18 protein-coding genes are annotated in these 19,554 nt (G+C 62.6%); 12 read left to right on the forward strand and 6 right to left on the reverse strand.

The window, feature by feature from the left end; translation table 11 throughout:
* The first annotated feature begins 1 nt into the window (after position 1).
* Entirely contained in the window at positions 2–1,996 is a 1,995-nt protein-coding gene (locus tag VGH98_02400; GenBank protein ID HEY2374801.1) for an ABC-F family ATP-binding cassette domain-containing protein, read from the forward strand.
* Positions 1,997–2,021: 25 nt separating this feature from the next.
* Complete coding sequence (locus VGH98_02405) at positions 2,022–4,280, forward strand: hypothetical protein (protein HEY2374802.1); 2,259 nt, start codon at positions 2,022–2,024, stop codon at positions 4,278–4,280.
* Here the strand turns inward: VGH98_02405 and murB are convergent.
* Positions 4,277–5,305, reverse strand: coding sequence for a UDP-N-acetylmuramate dehydrogenase (gene murB, locus VGH98_02410; GenBank protein HEY2374803.1), 1,029 nt, complete (start codon positions 5,303–5,305; stop codon positions 4,277–4,279). The two genes, VGH98_02405 and murB, sit on opposite strands and share 4 nt — an antisense overlap.
* On the opposite strand from murB, the gene VGH98_02415 reads away from it, so the two are divergent.
* Together VGH98_02415 and VGH98_02420 are read left to right on the forward strand one after the other, a co-directional pair.
* Positions 5,304–6,722 carry a pitrilysin family protein gene (locus VGH98_02415; GenBank protein HEY2374804.1) on the forward strand — a complete coding sequence of 473 codons (1,419 nt, stop codon included), beginning with the start codon at positions 5,304–5,306 and terminating at the stop codon, positions 6,720–6,722. The genes murB and VGH98_02415 overlap by 2 nt on opposite strands.
* Complete coding sequence (locus VGH98_02420) at positions 6,719–8,059, forward strand: pitrilysin family protein (protein ID HEY2374805.1); 1,341 nt, start codon at positions 6,719–6,721, stop codon at positions 8,057–8,059. Before VGH98_02415 ends, VGH98_02420 begins: the two co-directional genes overlap by 4 nt.
* Here VGH98_02420 and VGH98_02425 read toward each other — a convergent pair.
* Positions 8,056–8,862, reverse strand: a complete 807-nt coding sequence (locus tag VGH98_02425; GenBank protein HEY2374806.1) for an inositol monophosphatase family protein — start codon at positions 8,860–8,862, stop codon at positions 8,056–8,058. The genes VGH98_02420 and VGH98_02425 overlap by 4 nt on opposite strands.
* A gap of 2 nt (positions 8,863–8,864) precedes the next feature.
* Positions 8,865–9,554 carry a HisA/HisF-related TIM barrel protein gene (locus tag VGH98_02430; GenBank protein ID HEY2374807.1) on the reverse strand — a complete coding sequence of 230 codons (690 nt, stop codon included), beginning with the start codon at positions 9,552–9,554 and terminating at the stop codon, positions 8,865–8,867.
* 199 nt (positions 9,555–9,753) lie between these two features.
* Here VGH98_02430 and VGH98_02435 point away from each other — a divergent pair, with 199 nt between their 5' ends.
* From VGH98_02435 to VGH98_02455, 5 genes are all read left to right on the forward strand, one after another.
* The gene (locus VGH98_02435) at positions 9,754–10,257 is read left to right on the forward strand and encodes a plastocyanin/azurin family copper-binding protein (GenBank protein ID HEY2374808.1); all 504 of its coding nucleotides are present in this window, start codon (positions 9,754–9,756) and stop codon (positions 10,255–10,257) included.
* Between the two features lie 111 nt (positions 10,258–10,368).
* Complete coding sequence (locus VGH98_02440; GenBank protein ID HEY2374809.1) at positions 10,369–12,105, forward strand: hypothetical protein; 1,737 nt, start codon at positions 10,369–10,371, stop codon at positions 12,103–12,105.
* Positions 12,106–12,111: 6 nt separating this feature from the next.
* Complete coding sequence (locus VGH98_02445) at positions 12,112–12,561, forward strand: hypothetical protein (protein HEY2374810.1); 450 nt, start codon at positions 12,112–12,114, stop codon at positions 12,559–12,561.
* Between the two features lie 61 nt (positions 12,562–12,622).
* The gene (locus tag VGH98_02450) at positions 12,623–13,108 is read left to right on the forward strand and encodes a GAF domain-containing protein (GenBank protein HEY2374811.1); all 486 of its coding nucleotides are present in this window, start codon (positions 12,623–12,625) and stop codon (positions 13,106–13,108) included.
* Positions 13,109–13,190: 82 nt separating this feature from the next.
* Positions 13,191–13,844 carry an HD domain-containing protein gene (locus tag VGH98_02455; GenBank protein HEY2374812.1) on the forward strand — a complete coding sequence of 218 codons (654 nt, stop codon included), beginning with the start codon at positions 13,191–13,193 and terminating at the stop codon, positions 13,842–13,844.
* Between the two features lie 7 nt (positions 13,845–13,851).
* Here VGH98_02455 and ispG read toward each other — a convergent pair whose 3' ends face one another.
* The gene (gene ispG / locus VGH98_02460) at positions 13,852–15,090 is read right to left on the reverse strand and encodes a flavodoxin-dependent (E)-4-hydroxy-3-methylbut-2-enyl-diphosphate synthase (GenBank protein HEY2374813.1); all 1,239 of its coding nucleotides are present in this window, start codon (positions 15,088–15,090) and stop codon (positions 13,852–13,854) included.
* Between the two features lie 140 nt (positions 15,091–15,230).
* On the opposite strand from ispG, the gene VGH98_02465 reads away from it, so the two are divergent.
* The 3 genes from VGH98_02465 to VGH98_02475 all read left to right on the forward strand — a co-directional run bounded on the left by VGH98_02465 (position 15,231) and on the right by VGH98_02475 (position 16,727).
* Positions 15,231–15,680: a hypothetical protein gene (locus tag VGH98_02465; GenBank protein ID HEY2374814.1), complete on the forward strand. Its 450-nt coding sequence runs from the start codon at positions 15,231–15,233 to the stop codon at positions 15,678–15,680.
* Positions 15,681–15,865: 185 nt separating this feature from the next.
* Entirely contained in the window at positions 15,866–16,078 is a 213-nt protein-coding gene (locus VGH98_02470; protein ID HEY2374815.1) for a cold-shock protein, read from the forward strand.
* A gap of 115 nt (positions 16,079–16,193) precedes the next feature.
* Entirely contained in the window at positions 16,194–16,727 is a 534-nt protein-coding gene (locus tag VGH98_02475; protein ID HEY2374816.1) for an outer membrane beta-barrel protein, read from the forward strand.
* A gap of 38 nt (positions 16,728–16,765) precedes the next feature.
* On the opposite strand, the gene argH is transcribed toward VGH98_02475, so the two are convergent.
* Both argH and VGH98_02485 read right to left on the reverse strand, forming a co-directional pair.
* Positions 16,766–18,184: an argininosuccinate lyase gene (gene argH / locus VGH98_02480; protein HEY2374817.1), complete on the reverse strand. Its 1,419-nt coding sequence runs from the start codon at positions 18,182–18,184 to the stop codon at positions 16,766–16,768.
* Positions 18,181–19,509 carry an argininosuccinate synthase gene (locus VGH98_02485; GenBank protein HEY2374818.1) on the reverse strand — a complete coding sequence of 443 codons (1,329 nt, stop codon included), beginning with the start codon at positions 19,507–19,509 and terminating at the stop codon, positions 18,181–18,183. The genes argH and VGH98_02485 overlap by 4 nt, the downstream gene beginning before the upstream one ends.
* Between the last annotated feature and the right edge of the window lie 45 nt (positions 19,510–19,554).

The raw sequence follows: 19,554 nt of genomic DNA on the forward strand, positions 1-19,554 counted from the left end.
GATGACTCAGATTCAGGTATCGAACGTCGCCGTGGAATTCGGTGCGACGATGCTTTTTCGCGACGTCACGTTCACTGTTTCGGCGGGCGAGCGCTGGGGCATCCTCGGCCGTAACGGAACGGGAAAGACCACACTCTTTCTGCTAATCACAGGCGAAATCCAACCAACGCGCGGAAACGTCGTTCGCCAAGCTGCGCTGCGTATCTCTCTACTCGATCAGCACCGAGAGTTCGGATCGGCAACCACTGTGTGGGAGGCAGCGGCCGGCGGACTGGCGGATTTGCTCGCCCTCGAGCAATCACTGCTGGAGCAAGCGCATGCATTGAGTGAAGACGCCTCTGAAGAAGCGTTGTCGCGCTACGGTCATGATCTCGAGCGCTTCGAGCGCGGAGGTGGTTATGAGGCGACGGCGCGCATCGATTCGGTATTGCACGGACTTGGCTTTGAGCCACAGCAATCGCGGGCCACTCCGGTCTCACAGCTGAGCGGCGGGGAACGGGGACGACTAGGTCTTGCTCGTGAGCTGGTGCGCGGCGGCGACATTCTACTTCTCGACGAGCCAACGAATCACCTCGATCTCGAGACCACGCGCTGGCTGGAGCAATTCCTTCGGGACTCCCCGATGACAGTGCTCCTCATCAGCCATGATCGCGCTTTCCTTCAGAACGTTGCCGATCACGTATTGCATTTCGAGGGTGGAACCGCGACGGCGTACGTTGGTGGGTATGCGTCGTTCATCACTCAGCGAGACGAGCGGCGCCTCACTCAGCAGCGGGCATTCGACAAACAGCAGAAGAGCATCTCTCACGAGCAAGATTACATCGCCAGGAACATCGCTGGACAGAACAGCAAGCAGGCAAAGGGCCGTCGCACGCGGCTGGCGCGCTTGCCCCGGCTCAGCACGCCCGCGTCCGACGACGACGCGATGGCGATCCGGTTTGATGTTGGGCAACGAGGCGGCGACCGCGTGGCGATGGCGGAGCAGGCCGCGATCGCGGTCACCGACGCGGGGAGTGGCATTAGGCGCACGCTTATCGAAGGCTTTACGGGATCATTACGTCGTGGTGAGGTGCTGGGACTGCTCGGTCCGAACGGCGCCGGGAAGTCGACGTTTTTGAAAGCACTCGTTGGTCAGCAGCCCGTCGAATCGGGGGAGCTTCGACTCGGCAGCGGCATTGATGTGGGATACTATCGCCAGGATTTGTCGCAGGTGCCGATGGAGAAAACGCTCTACGATATCATCGCCGAGCTACGCCCATACTGGGAACGCCGCTTGGTCCAGGGGCATCTGGGACGCTTCGGGTTCTCGGGTGACGAGGTGCAACGTCGTCCGGAAACGCTTTCGGGCGGCGAGCGCGCGCGTGTCGCGTTGGCGATGTTGATGCTCTCGCGTTCGAACTTGCTCATTCTCGACGAACCGACGAACCACCTCGATGTCGAATCGATTGAAGCGCTCGAGGATGCTTTCGAACGCTACGATGGCACGGTGATTCTGGTGAGCCACGATCGCGAGCTGCTTCGCGGCTTGACGGAGAAACTCTGGGTCCTGCACGAGCGGCACATCACCGAGTTCGACGGAGGGTTCGCCGAGTGGGAATCGGTCAGCGCGGAACGAGAGCACGCCGCGTCAGTGCGGGCAAGCGAAGAGGCGGCCTTACGCCGTGTGCATGAACGACAGCGCCTCGAACGCTCGCGACGAACAGACACCGGAACGCGCACGTCGCGCGACGTCGCGCGCGAGCTCCGCCGAGCGCAGCGCGATGTCAGCGAGATCGAGCAGCGCATCGCGGTTCTCGAGAAGGAAATTGCAACTCTCGGCGCGCAGCTCGAAGACCCACAGCTTTATATCCAAGCCAAAGGGTTGAGCCAGGCAAAGACGCTTGGCTCACAGCTGGAGCAGGCCAAGCGAGAGCTGGACAGAGCCCTTGAGCGATGGGGCGCCGCGACGGGCGAGGTCGAAGAACTGAATCGCGAGCTCACTGCAACCGAAACCTGACGCGGCGACGGGTGCGTACGAGGGCATGATGCTCGGACCCTTGCTTCTTCTTCAATTGGCTGTTGTTGCGCCGCACCCGGAATCGACCTACAGCACGACAGCGCTCGCGTCCTTCATTGCCGAAGCTGCGGCGAAGAACCGCGTTCCGCCGCCAGCGCTACGCGGCTATCGCGCTCGTGTGGAATCGGAGCTTTCGCTCATCGTGCGTGACACGCTCGGTCGAGAGCGGGCGGCGCAGGTGGAGCAGTTCGCGATGAACGCGACATGGGACCGAGGTCAGCGCTATGATCTCCGCGTCGTTGGCTACCGCTCGGAGTCGGTCGGGGTTCCCTACTCCGCAATGTCGTTCGCCCGTAGCTGGACGATTCCGTACCTCTATGGCGACCGCTTGACGTTAGGCGTCGACTTCTCAACTAGCGGATCGCGGCAAAGACCTGACACAGCGGGCAGAAAGCGACAGCATGACCGAGCGGGCGACACTTTACACGCCGTTCATCCTTTGGCCCTCGATCGCGAGCGGTACTACCGCTACTCCGGCGGTGATACGATCGCGCTGCTGCGATCGCGGGAGAGGACGATACCGATCGTCCGCGTACACGTGAGACCCGTCTTCGATTCAGCTGCGCGAGAGACGAGAATCGCCGCGTTCGAGGGAGAGATCGACTTCGACGCCGTGCGATTTCAGATCGTGCGCATGCGCGGGCAGTTCGTCGCGACGCCAGGTCCAACGCGCTCGCGGCCATTCCTCGCGCGGCTCCCGGGCATCGTGGCCGTCGCCTACGTGGAGTACGTGAACGCCGAAGTGGACGGCCAATACTGGCTGCCGGCGTTCCAGCGATCGGAGTTCCAAGCTTCCATTGCACCGTTAGGCGCGCAGCGCTCGATTTTCAGGCTGGTCTCGCGATTCGCCGGTCTCGATGTCGATCAGGATCTTCGGGCGATTGCAGCCGACAGCGCGAGCGTGGTTCTCTCGGCACGGGACCAGCCCGAGGTCATCCGGCGACGGCTCACCTTTGCACCAGCGGATAGCGTGAGCCGCTTTCGAGACTGGATTCAGCCGCTGGGCGGCGCCACCGAAAGTGTCAGCGGCTCGGATTTCGACGATCTGGCGCCCGACGCCTGGCGAGCCGACGGTCCGCCACGTTTCGACTTCACGCCGACGAAACTCGACGAAATCTTTCGCTACAATCGTGTCGAGGGAGCGTACACCGGACTCGCCATGGGTGAACGGTTTCGCGATGCTCTGCCCGGCCTGACGGCGCACGCCTACGGTGGCTGGGCGTGGGGTGATCAGACGCCTCGAGGCGGCGCGTCGCTGATCTACGGACACGGACCCTGGACGACGGCGCTTCGCGCCGAGCGGATTCTGGCGAGCACGAATGATTTCACGCCGCCGCTCGAAGGCGGTAGCGATGCGTTTGGCGCGCTCTTCTTCGGTGTCGACGATCAGGACTACGTGGAGCGGAACACCGCCAGCGCGAGCCTAACGCGGGCGATCGGTTCGGTGCACGGAGCGCTGATCACTCTCCAGGGTGGCGTCGCCGGCGACAGGTCGCGGTCGGCGACAATCGATCGCTCCATGCTCGGCATCGGCCACTTTCGAATCAATCGCGCGAGCGCGTTGGGCAACTACGTATTGGCGACCTCCACCCTCGAAATTCATCCGGACGTCACCGGAGTGTTTCTCGAGCCCGGAATTGGTCTCACTGCCTCCTACCAGGTCGCAAGCGGTGACCTGGCTTGGCGGCGTTCAGAACTTACCGTGGCGGCGCGCCGCAACATTAGTGACTTCGTAATCGCTGCCGTTGCACAAGGCGGCATCGTGCAGGGACGTTCCATTCCGCCACAGGCGCTCTTCGAACTTGGTGGCGAGAACGCCTTGCCTGGTTACGAGTACAAGGAATTTGCGGGGGATCGGTCTGCAACGGGCGGCATCCTTACGAGCTACACGTTTCCCGTGCTTCGCCGGCCTTGGCGGATCGTACGCTCGTTCATGCTTCCCGGGCTGAGCCCAGGCCTGGCGACCGGTGTGCAAGGAGGCTGGGCCGAGGCATCCAACCCCGCAGTGCTCGCATCGATTCAACGCCTCGATCCAAACGCAGCACCCGACTGCGCCGCGCTCGGCAACTGCCCGGCGCCGCTATCCGTGCCGACCAATGGAGTACGCGCTACGGTCGACGTGCGGCTGACCTTCTTCGGTGGGTTGATCGGCGTTGGCGTCGCACGCGTGGTCGACCGCGCGTCGCCGTGGCGCCTGGCGTTTCGCTTCGGCCAGGAGTACTAGAACTCGCCGATAAAGCCGATCTCGGGCTCGAGCTCAAGGCTGTGCTTCTCGAAGACTTGTCGCTGTGCAATCGCGATGAGTTCGCGGACGTCTCGCGCTGTGGCGTGGCCCAGATTCACCATGATGTTCGCATGGATGTGAGAGATCTGAGCGTCGCCAACGCGGAACCCCTTGAGGCCGCACTGATCGATTAGCCGTCCCGCGCCAACCCCTTCGATTTTCTTGAAGACCGAGCCGGCGCTCGGGTGCCAATCAAGCCACGGGTGCTTGCCGCCGCGCCAGCTGAGATTCTCCTGCATGATGCGGTGAAGCGTTGCCGGGTCGCCCCTAGTTAGGCGAAAGGTTGCGGCGAGTACGATGTCCCGACGGTGGTGAAAGACCGTGTCGTCGTAAGCGAAATTCACATAATCGGGCCCGACCGTACGACGGTCATTTTCTTCGCTGAGTATCTCGCACGACTCGAAAACCTCAGCGATGAACATGGTCCGTTCGCGCTCGGGAGCGGGAGAGAGGAAATGGAGGTTCTGCCACACCGCCCCGCCAACGGTGCTGGGTATGCCGACGTAGTGCTCCAGTCCCGACCAGCCGCGGCGCACCGATTCAAGGATCAAATCCTTGACCACCGCACCGCTTTCGGTCCACAGCGTGCAATCAACGTCGTGTTCATCGAAGTTCGAGTGTCGGGCCGTGTTTCGAATTACGAGCCCGCGAAAACCCTTGTCGCCAATGAGAATGTTGGCGCCGAGGCCAAGCAGGAAATACGGCACGTCGAGCTCGCGGGCGATGAGCACAGCATTCGCAAGCTCGTCGGCCGTAGTAGCTTCGAAGTACAAGTCGGCTGGTCCGCCAATTCGGAAGGTGGTGTACGGTGCGAGAGTCTCATCACGACGCAGACGTGATGACGAGCCGTTGTCGGCGCGAGTCGCCTGGTTGGCGCTCGCGGCGATGCGTTTGGCGACGCGGTCCAATCGACTGAGTTGTTCTTTGTCGCGGGCGTTGATCGCCGCCACCGATGAGCCAGACATGTCCAGAAAAGAAATAATGGGGGCACGCCTCACGCCATGGCGCTGCATCTTGCTTGTCGCCCTGAGCGCAACGACGCTTGCGTCGCCAATCCTCGGCCAACGCGCGGAGTTGGAGCGGCGCATCCAGCGCCAGGTGCTACCGAACGGACTCGAGGTGATTGTCGTCCAGAATCGCGGTGTCCCGCTCGTGACGATCGAGGTGGATGTGCGAAACGGCTCGTTCACGCAGGGTCCGCAATTCGAGGGATTGTCGCACCTTTACGAGCACATGTTCTTCAAGGCGAACACGGAATATCCGGAGCCGGACCAGTTCGTCGCCCGTGCCTCGGAGCTCGGAGCGGTGTTCAACGGACAAACCCGCGAAGAGATCGTCAACTATTACGTCACGCTCCCGGCCGATAGCCTCGAGGGCGGGATGCGTTTTCTCGCCGCGCCACTCAAGGGTCCCCTGTTTCGGCAGGACGAGTTGGAGCGCGAGCGCTCCGTTGTGATCGGCGAGTACGATCGAAACGAATCGAGTCCGTTCTACCACTTCACCACCGCGATCGACAAGGCGCTTTGGACGACAGCGTGGAGTCGGAAGAACCCGCTGGGTGAGCGCGACGTCATTCTCCGGACGACGCCGGAGCAGATGCGCTTCATTCAGCAGCGATACTACATACCGAATAACTCGGCGATCGTCGTCACGGGTGACGTTGCCCCCGATCGCGTCTTCGCGATCGCGCGATCTGTCTTCAGTGACTGGAAACGCGGTCCGGATCCGTTCGCGGCCGATCCGATTCCACCCGTGCCGCCGCTCGAGCACACAAAGGGCGTCATCACCGAGCAGCCGGTCGGGTCCGTCGTCGTTATGCTGAAGTGGGAGGGGCCAAGCGCGGTGCAGGGTCCCGCATCAACCTACGCGGCGGACGTGTTTTCAGATGTTCTAAACCAGTCCGGCTCGCGCTTCCAGAAGCGACTCGTCGACAGCGGTCTTTTTCAGTCGATTGGCGTCAATTACTACACACTGAACCACGTTGGACCAATCACGATTGCCGGCGAGACGACACCCGAGAAGCTTCGGGAGGCGTTGGCGGCGCTCGACGACGAGATTGGCAAGGTGACCACGCCGGACTACTTCAGTCAGGAAGAGCTGGAATTCACGAAGCAGCATCGCATCGTGGATGCGATGTTCCAACTCGAGCGTGCGTCGGGGTTCGCGCATCAAATCGGGTTCTGGTGGGCGGTGACAGGCCTCGACTATTTCTACGGCTACACCGATATGATGGCCAGGCAGACGCCCGAAGATCTGCGCAATTACGCGAAGAAGTACATCATCGGTAAACCGCACATCGTCGGTGTGCTTCTGTCGCCGGAGATGCGCCAGCGAATCGGTCTCACCGAAGCCGAGCTCGCAACGCCGCGGGGCCAACCATGATCAGGGCGATCGCACTGGCGGCCCTTCTCGCGGTCGCGCCGGGAGTCGCCAAGTCGGCAGCGCCCATTCCAGTCGCGACGGCCAACGCGTTTGCCGCCGCCGACACGTCGACATCGGAATTCGACGCCGATGGTATTCACGTCATTCTTCGCCACAACAATGCGAGCGATGTCATCGCGGCGAATCTGTACTTGTTAGGCGGCGTGCAGCAGCTGACGCCGGCGACGCAGGGTATCGAGGCATTTCTCCTCGCGGCGTCCGAGCGTGGAACCAAGCGCTATCCGAAGGACGCGCTGCGCATTGCGACGAACAAGACGGGCAGTGTCATCACCATCGAGCCCGAAGACGACTGGACGGTCTTTGGCCTCCACGCGCTGCGCGCAACGCTCGATTCGAGCTGGTCGATCTTTGCGGACCGTGTGACGAGCCCGGCGCTCGACAGCAGCGACGTCGAGCTCGTACGAGCACAATTGCTCGCCGCGGCCAGCCAGCAGCGTCTCCATCCAGACGCGGAGCTTCGGATCGTCGCGGACAGCTTGCTGTTCGTCGGACATCCATATGCACTTTCGACGGAAGGAACCGAGCGATCGCTGGCCGGCATATCCCAGGCAGCGCTGAAGGCGTACTTCGCGACTCAATTCGTGAAGTCACGCATGTTGCTCGTCATCGTTGGCAATGTCGAGCGCCCGCGAGTCGAGGCGTTGGTGCGCGGAACGCTGGCCAAGCTTCCGGCGGGCAGCTATCGCTGGACGAGTCCGCCCACCGTGAAGAACGACAAGCGCGCACTCGTCGTCGAGTCGGCTCAGCTCCCGACGAACTACGTCATCGGCTACTACGCCGGCCCGCCGGCATCCAGCCCCGATTACAATGCGTTGCGTGTCGCCACCGCTGTACTCTCAGGCCGTTTCTTCACGGAGATTCGATCGAAGCGAAACCTGAGCTACGCGGTCGATGCACCGTTCATCGAACGCGCGGTCGCCACGGGCGGCGTGTACGTGACCACCGTGGATCCGGAGCAGACGCTTCAGCTGATGCGCGACGAGATCGATGAATTGCAGACGGAGCTCGTGGATCCCGCGGGTCTCCGGCGACTCGTGCTTCAATTCATCACCGATTACTTCCTGAAAAACGAAACGAACGCGGACCAGGCCACGTTCCTGGCACGCGCGGAGCTGTACGAGGGAGACTATCGCACGGCGGATCGGTTCGTCGACAATCTGCGTCAGGTTAGGCCCGAGGACGTCCGGCGAGCCGCTCGTGACTACATGCACAACTTCCGCTTCGTCTATATCGGCGATCCGAGCAAGCTGCCGAAGGACTATCTCAATCGGTTTTAACCGACCGACCGTCCGCCGCCGCCGAGAAGCTCGCGTGCCGGCGCGGCAATCGCCGCGTTCGTGGCGATTATGCTACCGCCGAATGCGGTATCCTTTCCCTGCCAGTCGCTGAACACGCCGCCTGCCTCTGTGATTGCCGGGTAAAGAGGCGCAGAGTCCCAGGGACCGACGATCCCGTCGACCATGACCTCAGCGCGTCCCGTGGCGACGAGCAGATAGCCGTAGCAATCGCCCCACGAACGACTGATAGCGGCAGAATCCGCAAGGCGACGCCATCCGTCCCGCAGGTCGAGTGTGCGCGAGAATCGCTCATCCGTCGTGAGAACGGTTGCGGCACTGATCGAGCTCGTCGCCGACACATGGGCGCGTGTTCCATTCCACCAACAGCCGAGGCCCGTCGCGGCGACGAGCATCTCGTCTAGCGCCGGAAAGAACGCCGCACCCGCGAGCACCGCATCATCCTCACAAACCGCGATGAGACTTCCCCAGAGTGGAACGCCGCGCACGAACGTCTTCGTCCCATCTATCGGGTCGATGAGCCAGCGCCGCTTCGCGGCTGGCAAATGCGTACCGAACTCCTCGCCGACGACACCGTCGTCCGGAAATCGCTGCGCAATCCACTCGCGGGCGGCCTGCTCCGCACTGCGATCGGCAATCGTCACTGGCGAGCCGTCGGTCTTGGACTCGATAGTCAGCGCAGAGCGAAAGTGACGCAATGCAACGCTACCCGTGCGGCGTGCGAGCTCCTGCACCGCCTCGAGGAGCAGCGTTCGGTCGGCACGTTGTGTCGAAGTCGACGGCATCCTCACGCGCCGAACTCGTGAGCAATCTGCCGCCCGTCGAGCGCGCCGTCGAGGAAGCGCGCAGCGTCGATCACGGCGCTGGAAATGCCGCGGTGCTCCAGCGCGCGCAGGTCGTTGATGCTTCCAACGCCGCCGGCAACGGACACGCAGAAGCGCGATTGCTCCGCGACGTCCTCGAGCAGCGCGAGCTCGGTCATTCCCAGTCCCTCTTCCGAGGCACGAACGGTCACGACCAATTCGCGAAGGGGAAGGTTGTTGAGCTCATCGACCACATCGAGGATGTCGACGGGCAGCGTCCGAACCCAACCACGCCTAACGACGCGCCTGTCGCGAACGTCGGTCGCAACCCCGAGCGACCCGGGATAAAGGTCCGCCATGTCTGCCAGCCACTCGGGCTCGTCGAGACCTCGACTTCCCACCACTACGTAATCGACGCCCACTCGTAGTAGTTGTTCAATCTCACTCGCGGAGCTCACGCCCGCGACCTGAACATTTGCACTTGTCTCACCAAGGATGTGCTCGACTGAGCTCAGGTTCGAGTTGCCGGCGTCCTCCATAACGTGAATTCGTCGAAAACCGAGATCGGACAGACTGTGCAACACTTCATCGGAGTAACCGAACCGGACGCGCCCAACGGAACTCGAGCTAGGTCCGGCCGCGTCGTGCAAGTCAATCGCAGGAATGGCGATCATCTGCTGCTCCTAACGCAGTTCCTGCAGAAAATCGATGGTCGGCAAGAATAGACAATCCAGGACCGACAAGGCAGAGAGCGAAACGCGTTGCACGCGACGGCCTTTGTGAATAGTCTCACACTCCCGGCAAACCACGAGCTCGCCGCGCGCGCCAAGGGTATTTCCGGCTGTAGCTTGAACCGACTGAGGTATTCTATCAATGAAGCTCTGGACTCTGGCGGTGTTGGCGATTGCAGCCACCATCGCCTCATGCGGCGAAATGAAGGGTAGCTCCGACTCGACCGCCACAGCGGCCACGCCGACCCCTGCGGCCGCGACGGCGCAGTCTGCGACCGGAGAGACGGAAGCGCCGGCGCCAATTACAGGCCAAACCGTCGAAGTGAAGATGCTACAGGATGCGCAGGGGAATTACCGCTACGATCCCGCCGATGTAACGATTAAATCGGGCGACGGCGTGAAGTTCATCATGGTCTCGGGCGGATCACACAATGTGGCCTTCGATCCGGCGCTTATTCCCGCCAACGCCAAAGCCCAGCTGTCTGCCAACATGCCTCAGCAGGTATCTGAGCTCTCCAGTCCGATGATGATGAACCCGAACGAGACATACACCATCTCCTTCGGAAAAATGCCGCCCGGTACGTATGCGTATCACTGCACACCGCACCTGACGTTTGGCATGAAGGGCACGATCACAGTTCAGTAAAACCGACCAGCGTCCGCGCCGATGACCGGGAGCTATCGCCGCCGCGCCTCTCGCTTCCGGTCGCGAGCGCCTCGAGCAGGTGTACGCTTCCTGCGAAGTTAGTCCAACGTCATGGCTGCCACGTCCGAGTACCGATTGGTCGTTCCGCGCGCGACATACCTCGCTGCTCGCGCTCGCAACGCGATGCATCGCCCTATCTTCATTGGCGCGGTGAGCGTCGGGACATTCATTACTGCCCTTGTTGCCCTCGTCGTGGTCCCTCAACAAGGTCGGCGCGCCGCGCAAGCGATCGCGCCAAAGCCTGGTGAGCGGCCGGACACGATGGTACTCGTGCAAGCCGTGGCGACGGCGAATGCTCGAGTGGCATCGAGCGAGCTCGCTCTCTCAGCCGCGCGCACCAAGGCGGCGATGATAGCGCAGGCACAAGCGGATACGCTGCTCGATCCGGTCCTCGCGACACGAAGAGATTCGCTCAACCAGCGGCTTGCCGCCCTCGAAGCGTTGCTCGCCCGAACCGAGACGGCTCCCCTTGCGGCCTCTTATCGCGCCCTGGGTGAATCGCGCGAGCTCGCCGCTCATCCCGCCGTGAAGGCTCTGCTGGATTCGCTCACTGATATCGAGCGAGAGCGGGACGCGTCCGCTACATCTGGCGGCGCGGACCCGGTCTTCGTTGCTCTGACTGCGCGAGCGACAGAGATAGGGCATGCGCTGCAAACCATCGGTGTTGCGCGACGGGACAGCCTGAGCAATGCCATTGCTATACTCGCGGCTCCAGTGCGGCCAAAGGCAAGCGAGCTCGTGCAAGCCGACACCGCGCGACGAATCGTGGCACGAGACTCCGCCACAGCAGCCGTCGCGGCAGGTACGGCCCAACTGGAAGCGGCGCGACTTCGCCTCGAGGAACTGGATCGTCGCGCCGAGCGGGCGCGTGTCCTCGCTAATCCACTGAACGCGCCACCTTATGCCATGCTCGCTTCGGCAATCGTGTTCGGGATGGTACTCGGCTTCGGCGCCGCGCTGGCTCAGGAGCTGAGGCATCCGCGGATTGCGGATGCTCGTGAGGCCGAACGAGTTGGTGGTGTGCGCGTGATCTCCGTGATTCGCCCACGTCCGCCATCGCCCGAACGCGGTCGACGTATGGCTGACCGCGTTGCGCCTCCGCACATCGATCCGGGCAACGACGCGCACCAGCTCGTCTGGCTGTTCGTCGCACCGCCAGCGTCGTCGTTGCTGATGCTGACAATCTCGGGTGAGAGTTCTCTCATCGCGGCAATCGTCGCCGCGAATTTGGGAGCTGTGGCCGCCGAGGAAGCTCGCAACGTGATCGTCATTGATACCGACGAGCGACTCTCGCCGGTCTCATCGGCTCTACGGATGAACCCACGCCCCGGGCTGCAAGACATACTCGAGGGACGCGTCAGCTGGCCGGAAGCGACGCGGCATGCGACGATTGGCCGTGATCGCGTGATCGACGTCGTACCCAGTGGAGTCGGTCACACGTCGCCGGACGCCCGTCAGGTTTCCGATTTGCTGAGGCGCGACGCGGCAAGGATGGCACGGCACTATGACACCGTTCTCGTCACTGCTTCGAGGGAGCTGACCTTGAGCGGTTTGCCCGGAGCGCTGCCAATGCACGACGTCATCTACTGCGCTCGCCTCGGCTACACTCGGCACTCCGACCTCAAAGAGGCTATGCAGGGCATTCGACTCGCCGGAGGCAATCCACTCGGTATCGTTCTCTGGGACGACTTCGATCCTGCGCCGATCGCGCCGGCCGAAATCGCCGCTGGCGTTCCGCCCCAACGAACTGCGGAGATGGAAGCACTCGTGGGCGGCCGCGCGCGGTAGCGCAACGTGTGGTCGGACGTCCTGCAGCACGCGGAGCGCCTTCATCTACTACGCCTCTGCCTCTGGGGAGCGATTGCAACGGTCGCAAGCACGGGTGTTCTGATCATCGCGCAGGCGCGCCAGGGATCGGCTCTTTTGCGCCGCTTTGCCTGGGTGTGCGGACTGCTCGGGCTCGTCGAGCTGCTGGTCGCGTCTGTCGACTATCGAAGCGTTCCTTTGCGGGATATCTCCGGCGCAACCCGCCTCGATCGACTCGCGTGGCTTCAACTTGGTCTCTATTTCGGTCTACTCGCAGTCGGGGTGACGATTGTGGCATCCTCGCGCGTTTTGAAGATGCGAACCGCCGACGCAGGCGACCGGTCTCTTCAGGCAGAAGGCGCCGGCGTCGCGATCGCGTTGCACGGTCTGGCGCTCGTCACGCTGGAGCTACTGCTCATCGGCGATATTTCTCGATGAGCCCACGGCCAACTGAGATGTGCTAGCTTCGAAACATTCTGAGTGAGCCAATCGGTACGTTGTGGCCGAACTGACCCTCGATTTGCGGAACGTCCCCAAGTCGGACGCGTACAGAGAGCTCGAGAGCCACGTCTTGGCAGTTCTCGCGGGAATCTCCGACGAGATTGCGGCAATGGCGACGATGACCGCGCTCGCGCACCAAGCGTTCGGCCACCTGTGGACGGGCTTTTACCGAGTCGTCGAGCCAGAGCTGCTTCGAGTCGGACCGTATCAGGGCTCGTTGGGATGTCTCGAGATCGAGTTTGGGAAGGGAGTTTGCGGAACGGCCGCCGCGGAACGGCGTACGATCGTTGTGCCGGATGTCCACGCTTTTCCTGGTCACATCGCCTGCGACGCGCGCTCGCGTTCGGAGATTGTGGTACCGGTTTTTGATTCGTCGGCGGAGCTCGTTGCGGTCCTCGACATCGATTCGAGTGAGGTCGCGGCTTTTGACGAACAAGATCGCACAGGTCTTGAACGGCTCGTCCGGTGGTTTGCACGCCGCTGACATGAGCGTCTGTAGAGCAGCAATCGAGCGCGCTATCGAGGTCGATGCACGCTCTCTAGCGCCGCGCTAACTTTCTCTGCCGATGACGATCAACGGGTACTCTGATCGAATCAACCACGCGCTTGCCTTCGCCGCGAAGCATCACGATCGACAGGTGCGTAAAGGAACGCGTCTGCCGTATCTGACGCATCCGGCGAACGTGGCGATCGTTCTCACTCGTTATGGGCGCGATGAGGACACCGTAGTTGCCGGCATCCTGCACGACGTCATCGAAGACTGCGTGCGCGAGAATTACACGCGGGCGACGCTGGAGCAGCGCATCGGCGACAAGTTCGGCATGACGGTTCTCGACACGGTGCTCGCGGTGACAAACCGCATCACCGATGACAGCGGCATGGAGCTGTCGAGCGAGGAACGCAAGGACGATTATCTCGAGCGGCTCGCCGATGCGAGCGAATCTGCCCGTTGGGTATGCGCGGCTGACAAGCTCCACAATGCCGGCACGATCGCCGCGGATCTGAGGCGCACGATCGATCCGGCAACCGTGTGGGGCCGATTCAACGCTGGTCGCGAGGGAACGGTGCGATGGTATCGGCGCGTCTACGAACGGCTGCGCACGATCGGCTTTACGGCACCGATCATGGACGAGCTGCGCCGCGTCGTCGAGAGTCTGGAGGAATTGGCCGAGAGCGGCGTCGCCGCTGAAAGCGGAGGCACCACGCCGGGGGGCCGTTAGGCCGCTGTCACCGCGCCTGGAGTACGGCCTGGCTCGACGGATAGCGGGTCCGCACGTACTCCTCGAGGATCGAGAGAAACTCGGGAACGATCCCCTCGCCGCGAAGGGTCGTCAGTAGCTTGCCGTCCACGTAAACGGGGGCCTTCGGTTCCTCAAACGTGCCGGGCAGCGAGATGCCAATATTCGCGTGCTTCGATTCGCCTGGACCGTTGACGACACAGCCCATGACGGCGACGCGCATCTCCTCGACACCCGGATGCCGCTCGCGCCACACCGGCATCTGCTCGCGGACGTAGCCCTGAATATCCTCGGCCATCTGCTGAAAGAACGTCGACGTGGTGCGCCCGCATCCGGGACAGGCGGTGACCTGAGGCGCAAAGCTCCGCAGGCCTAACGACTGAAGGATCTGCTGCGCAACCAACACCTCTTCCGTTCGATCGCCATTTGGGCGCGGTGTGAGCGAGACACGAATGGTGTCGCCGATTCCTTCCGCGAGCACGATCGACAAACCGGCCGTGCTCGCGACAATTCCCTTCATCCCGAGGCCGGCTTCGGTCAGACCGAGGTGTAGAGGATAATCGCAACGGGCGGCCAGTCGTCTGTATACCTCGACGAGATCGGCGACGCCCGAGACTTTCGCCGAAATGAGGATGCGATCATGCGCCAATCCGACTTCCTCGGCGAGCTCCGCGGAACGGAGCGCGCTGGCAATCATCGCGTCGATGTAGACCTCATGAGAGTCACGCGGCTCCAGGGCGCGCGCGTTCTCGTCCATCATCTGCGTGAGGAGATCCTGATCGAGCGATCCCCAGTTCACGCCGATGCGCACCGGCTTGCCGTTGTCGACTGCGATCCGAACGATCGTTCGAAAGTTCTCATCGCGGCGCTTCCCGCCAACATTACCGGGGTTGATGCGGTATTTGGCGAGGGCACGCGCACAGTCCGGATACCTGGCCAGCAACAGGTGGCCGTTGTAGTGGAAATCGCCAATGACGGGGACCTCGCACCCCTCGTCCGTCGCACGACGCACGATCTCGGGAACCGCTGCCGCCGCCTGTTCGTTGTTCACCGTGACGCGAACGAGTTGCGAGCCAGCACGAGCCAGCGCAACGACCTGCGCCGCCGTCGCGACCGCGTCGGCGGTGTCGGTGTTCGTCATCGATTGGACGACGATGGGATAGGCGCTGCCGACCGGAACGTCGCCGATCCAGGCGGTGGCGGTCTGTCTGCGAGTGCGAAAGGTCACGATGGAAGGACGTTGACGGCGAATTACACCCGTAAAAGATACTCGTCGCGAGAGGGCCTGCTCAATTGCCGTTGCGCGGGCCGTAGCGGTAGCTTTGCCTCGCAACCGCGCGCGAGACCACCTCTTCAAGGATGTGGGTGATGGCTACTGCTTCCGATGTCCCACCTGACGAGTCGGCACCGGCTCCGGTTCCGGAACAGACCCCGCCGAACGTGCATCGGCATCGTCGCCGCTGGCCATGGGTCCTCGCGGGCGTCATCATCTCGCCGGCCGTGCTTCTCGCGCTATGGACCGTCGTTGCGTTGAACTACTCGTACTCGCGCGGTGATCGAGCGGGCTACGTTCAGAAGTTCTCACGAAAAGGGTGGATCTGCAAAACGTGGGAAGGCGAGTTGGCGATGGTCAACGTGCCCGGCGCGCTACAGGAGCGATGGGAGTTCACCGTTCGGGATGACAGTATCGCGCAGATAATCACCCGATCGATGGGCCAACGGGTCTCATTGACCTACGATCAGCACCAAGGTGTCCCAACCGCCTGCTTTGGTGAGACGGAATACTTCGTCACCGGGGTCCGAGTGCTCGGGCAATAGTAACGATGGCTATTGACCGACTTTAGCAGTCCTCTTACTTTTTCGCCGCGTCTGAAGCCGGGCCCGCCGGTTCTCGGGTCCGGCTTCAGACGTCTGAGGAACTGCGATCACATGGTGTGGTCGTGGACAAGGTAAATCGTCCCGCGGCGTGCCCGCGACGGCGACCGCACATTTGAGGAGCAGGTATGCGTACGACCGGCAAAGTGAAGTGGTTCAACGACGCGAAGGGTTTTGGCTTCATTACCCCCGACAGCGGTGACAAAGACTGCTTCGTGCACTACAGCGCGATCCAGGGCAACGGCTTCAAGAGTCTTGCCGAGGGAGAGCCCGTGGAGTTCGATCTCGTTCAGGGACAGAAGGGGCCAGCCGCCGAGAACGTGGTGAAGGCCGCGAACTGAGGCCGGCGTCGCGCGACAAATTAAGAGAGCCGGGCGATGCAACACCGCCCGGCTCTCTTGCGTTTCATCCGGCGTGTACCACGCGCAGCTCACCTCCTTCATCCCGGAGATGCACGTGACCAGAACGAGCTATTTGCGAGCGCTCATCGTGGCCTTCATGGCCGTCGCTCTATCGAGCGTTCGCGCAACGAGCCAATCACCGGCGCGAGTTGGTATGGCGGTCGGAGTCACCGCACCGGTCAGCGCCTATGGCAGCGACAAGAACGTCGGCTACCACGTCGAGTTGCTCGTCGACGTTCGCGTTCCGGCGACTCCGCTGGGATTTCGCATCGACGGGGCGTTTCACGACATGAAGTACACTGGCAACTCGACGAGAGACCAGATTTTCATGGCCACCGGCGACGCGGTACTCCGGGTGCCGACGGGAACCACCCTCACGCCGTATCTGTTGGGAGGCGTCGGCATCTACAACAGCGAGCACAACCTCTTTCTCGCGACTCACCCGGCGACGGACTTCGGTGTGAACGTGGGCGGCGGCGTCCGCATCGAGCTCAGCGAGGTGACGACGTTTGTCGAGGCACGGTACCATCGCACGAGTGGCAATGCGGCGATTCGAATGCTGCCGGTCTCGCTCGGAATCCTCTTCTGACCCCGAGCGCCTTGCTTCGTCGTTTTGCCTAACGAGGCTCAGCGTGTTGCGACGTCGAGCGCGCGCTGCGCGGCCTCCAACTGGGCTCGCACGGCCGAAGGCCCAGTCCCGCCCTCGACTTCGCGGTGTTCCACCGAGCGATAAGCGGAGAGCGCATCGAAAACGTCCTCGCCGAACAAAGCGTGCGCGGCCCCGAACTCGCTGAACGGCAGCGAGTGCATTTCCGTCCCGCGCTCCTCGCATGTCCGCACGAGATGACCAACGGCCCCGTGCGCCTCACGGAACGTTGCGCCCCTGCGCACGAGATAATCGGCGAGGTCCGTCGCCATCATCGTCGACGAGAGCGCGGCCCGCATTCGGTCGCTGCGGAACGTGCATTCGGCCAGCGCACCAGCGACCGCCGGCAGCACGAGCAGCAACGTATCGACGGCGTCGAAGACGATGCGCTTGTCGTCTTGTAGATCCTTGTTGTAGCTCGAGGGTAAGCCCTTCAGCGTCGCAAGGAGCGTCGTTAGGCCACCGAGCATGCGGGCGGCCGATCCACGGGCAAGTTCGAGTGCATCCGGGTTACGCTTCTGCGGCATCATGCTCGAACCGGATGTGAACCGATCTCCGAACTGGACGAAGCCAAACTCGCTGGAACCGTACAGAATGAGATCTTCGGCAAGACGCGATAGATGACTGCCGATGAGCGCGGTGCCGAACAAGAGTTCGGCGACGAAATCGCGGTCGCTGACAGCGTCGATCGAGTTAGGCGTAACCGCGTCGAATCCTAACGTACCCTGGAGCAACGTCCTCGAAATCGGGTAGGCACAGCCTGCGGCGGCGCCGGATCCAAGCGGCAGAACGGCCGCGCCCTTCGCCGCCGCGCGCAAGCGCGCACGATCCCGTTCGAGCGGCCAAAAGTGCGCAAGCAACCAGTGAGCAGCGGAGACCGGTATCGCTCGCTGCAAGTGCGTGTACGACGGCATCAATGACGTTTCGAGGCCGTGGGCCTGATCGATCATCACTTGCTGCAACTGTCGCACGGCGATATCCAGCTCTGCCGTCGCGGTCATGGCCCACATGCGGGTCGCCGTCGCAACCTGGTCATTGCGACTTCGGCCCGTGTGGAGCTTCGAGGCGACGTCGCCCACCTCGTCGTGCAGCAATCGATCGATGAACGTGTGCACGTCCTCGTCCGATGCGATTGGTTGAACGCCCGACTCGATCCTTCGCGCTGCGGCATCGAGTCCTCGCTCGATGTCGTTACATTCGCCGATCGTGAGGACTCCGGCGCCGTACAGCGCCATCGCCCACGCCTTCGACAACTCGATATCGAAGGGCCAGAGTCGTATGTCGACGCCGATCGAATTATTGAGCGCGTCGAATTGTGGCGCCGTTCCGCCTCCCGCAAAGCGACCACCCCAAAGCTTGTGCGCTTTGGCCGCGGCCTCGACGAAGGCCGCGGTCGTCATGCGACCGCCAGCTCCGGCGGCGGTGCTGCCTCATCGAGCGCCTGCGACTCGGTGACCGATGCGCCTTTTGTCTCGTGCCCTTGAAGGACAGCATCAGCCGTTTCCGCGCTGCTCTCAGTGCGCGCGATCTCCTGATCCTTCAGCGCGCGAACGCGGGCGGGAAGGGCGAAGAGGCGGATGAATCCCGCGGCGTCGCTTTGCTGATATACGTCGTCCTCGCCGAAGGTTACGAAACGCTCGTCGTAGAGAGCATGGGCGCTCTCGCGCCCGACAACAGCGGCAGAGCCCTTGTACAGCCGAAGCGCGACGGTGCCCGACACGCGCGTCTGGGTTGCGGTGACGAACGCGTCATACGCCTCGCGCTCGGTCGTCCACCAGCGACCCTCGTAAACGAGGTCCGCGTAACGAGGAGCAATGAGGTCTTTCGCCGCGAGTGTACGACGATCCAAAACGAGTTGCTCGAGCTCCGAATGTGCCGAGTAGAGGAGCGCACCGCCCGGCGTCTCGTAGACACCGCGCGACTTCATTCCAACGAGCCGATCCTCCACGAGATCGACGACACCGACACCGTGCTTGCCACCGATCGCGTTGAGTGTTTCGATCAATGCTACCGCATCAAGGCGCTCGCCGTTCACCGACACCGGCGTTCCCTGCTCGAAGCCGATAACGACCGTCTCTGGCACATCTGGAGCCTCGAATGGCGTCGCGGTGAGCTGAAGCAGGTCGTCGGGCGGCGCTGCGTTCGGATCCTCGAGGATTCCGCCCTCGTGCGAGAGGTGCCAGAGGTTGGCATCTCGGGAATAGATCTTTTCCTTGGTCGCTGCGACCGGAATCCCGCGCTCCGCGGCGTACGCGATCGCATCCTCTCGGCTGCGAATGTGCCATTCACGCCAGGGCGCGATCACCGGAAGATCCGGTGCAAACGCAGCGTAGGTGAGCTCGAAGCGGACCTGATCGTTGCCCTTTCCGGTGCAGCCGTGCGCCAGCGCATCCGCGCCAACTCGTCGCGCGACCTCGACTTGGCGACGGGCGATGAGTGGCCGCGCCATCGACGTGCCGAGGAGATACTTGCGGTTATAGACCGCGCCCGCGCGAAGCGTCGGAAAGATGAAGTCGCAAACGAACTCCTCGCGCAGATCCTCGACGTAGCACTCGAGGGCACCCGAGGCGATGGCTTTGGCGCGGACGCCCGCCAGTTCACGCTGCCCCTGTCCGATGTCCGCGGCTACGCAGATGACCTGGGCATCATAGTGCTCGCGCAACCAGGGTACGATGATGGATGTGTCGAGGCCGCCCGAGTAGGCGAGCACGATAGTGCGAGGCATGTCAGCTCCGTTGCGCCAAGTTATGCAGTCGACTTGCATAATTAA

Source organism: Gemmatimonadaceae bacterium (genome assembly GCA_036496605.1).
In the GTDB taxonomy this organism is placed as follows: Bacteria; Gemmatimonadota; Gemmatimonadetes; order Gemmatimonadales; family Gemmatimonadaceae; genus AG2.

Coding starts and splice junctions, on each gene's coding strand:
- VGH98_02440 (HEY2374809.1), top strand. CDS start 10,369: ATGGCTGCCACGTCCGAGTACCGATTGGTCGTTCCGCGCGCGACATAC.
- VGH98_02430 (HEY2374807.1), bottom strand. CDS start 9,554: ATGATCGCCATTCCTGCGATTGACTTGCACGACGCGGCCGGACCTAGC.
- VGH98_02415 (HEY2374804.1), top strand. CDS start 5,304: ATGTCCAGAAAAGAAATAATGGGGGCACGCCTCACGCCATGGCGCTGC.
- VGH98_02420 (HEY2374805.1), top strand. CDS start 6,719: ATGATCAGGGCGATCGCACTGGCGGCCCTTCTCGCGGTCGCGCCGGGA.
- VGH98_02400 (HEY2374801.1), top strand. CDS start 2: ATGACTCAGATTCAGGTATCGAACGTCGCCGTGGAATTCGGTGCGACG.
- VGH98_02435 (HEY2374808.1), top strand. CDS start 9,754: ATGAAGCTCTGGACTCTGGCGGTGTTGGCGATTGCAGCCACCATCGCC.
- VGH98_02405 (HEY2374802.1), top strand. CDS start 2,022: ATGATGCTCGGACCCTTGCTTCTTCTTCAATTGGCTGTTGTTGCGCCG.
- VGH98_02465 (HEY2374814.1), top strand. CDS start 15,231: ATGGCTACTGCTTCCGATGTCCCACCTGACGAGTCGGCACCGGCTCCG.
- murB (HEY2374803.1), bottom strand. CDS start 5,305: ATGTCTGGCTCATCGGTGGCGGCGATCAACGCCCGCGACAAAGAACAA.
- VGH98_02470 (HEY2374815.1), top strand. CDS start 15,866: ATGCGTACGACCGGCAAAGTGAAGTGGTTCAACGACGCGAAGGGTTTT.
- VGH98_02485 (HEY2374818.1), bottom strand. CDS start 19,509: ATGCCTCGCACTATCGTGCTCGCCTACTCGGGCGGCCTCGACACATCC.
- VGH98_02455 (HEY2374812.1), top strand. CDS start 13,191: ATGACGATCAACGGGTACTCTGATCGAATCAACCACGCGCTTGCCTTC.
- VGH98_02425 (HEY2374806.1), bottom strand. CDS start 8,862: ATGCCGTCGACTTCGACACAACGTGCCGACCGAACGCTGCTCCTCGAG.
- argH (HEY2374817.1), bottom strand. CDS start 18,184: ATGACGACCGCGGCCTTCGTCGAGGCCGCGGCCAAAGCGCACAAGCTT.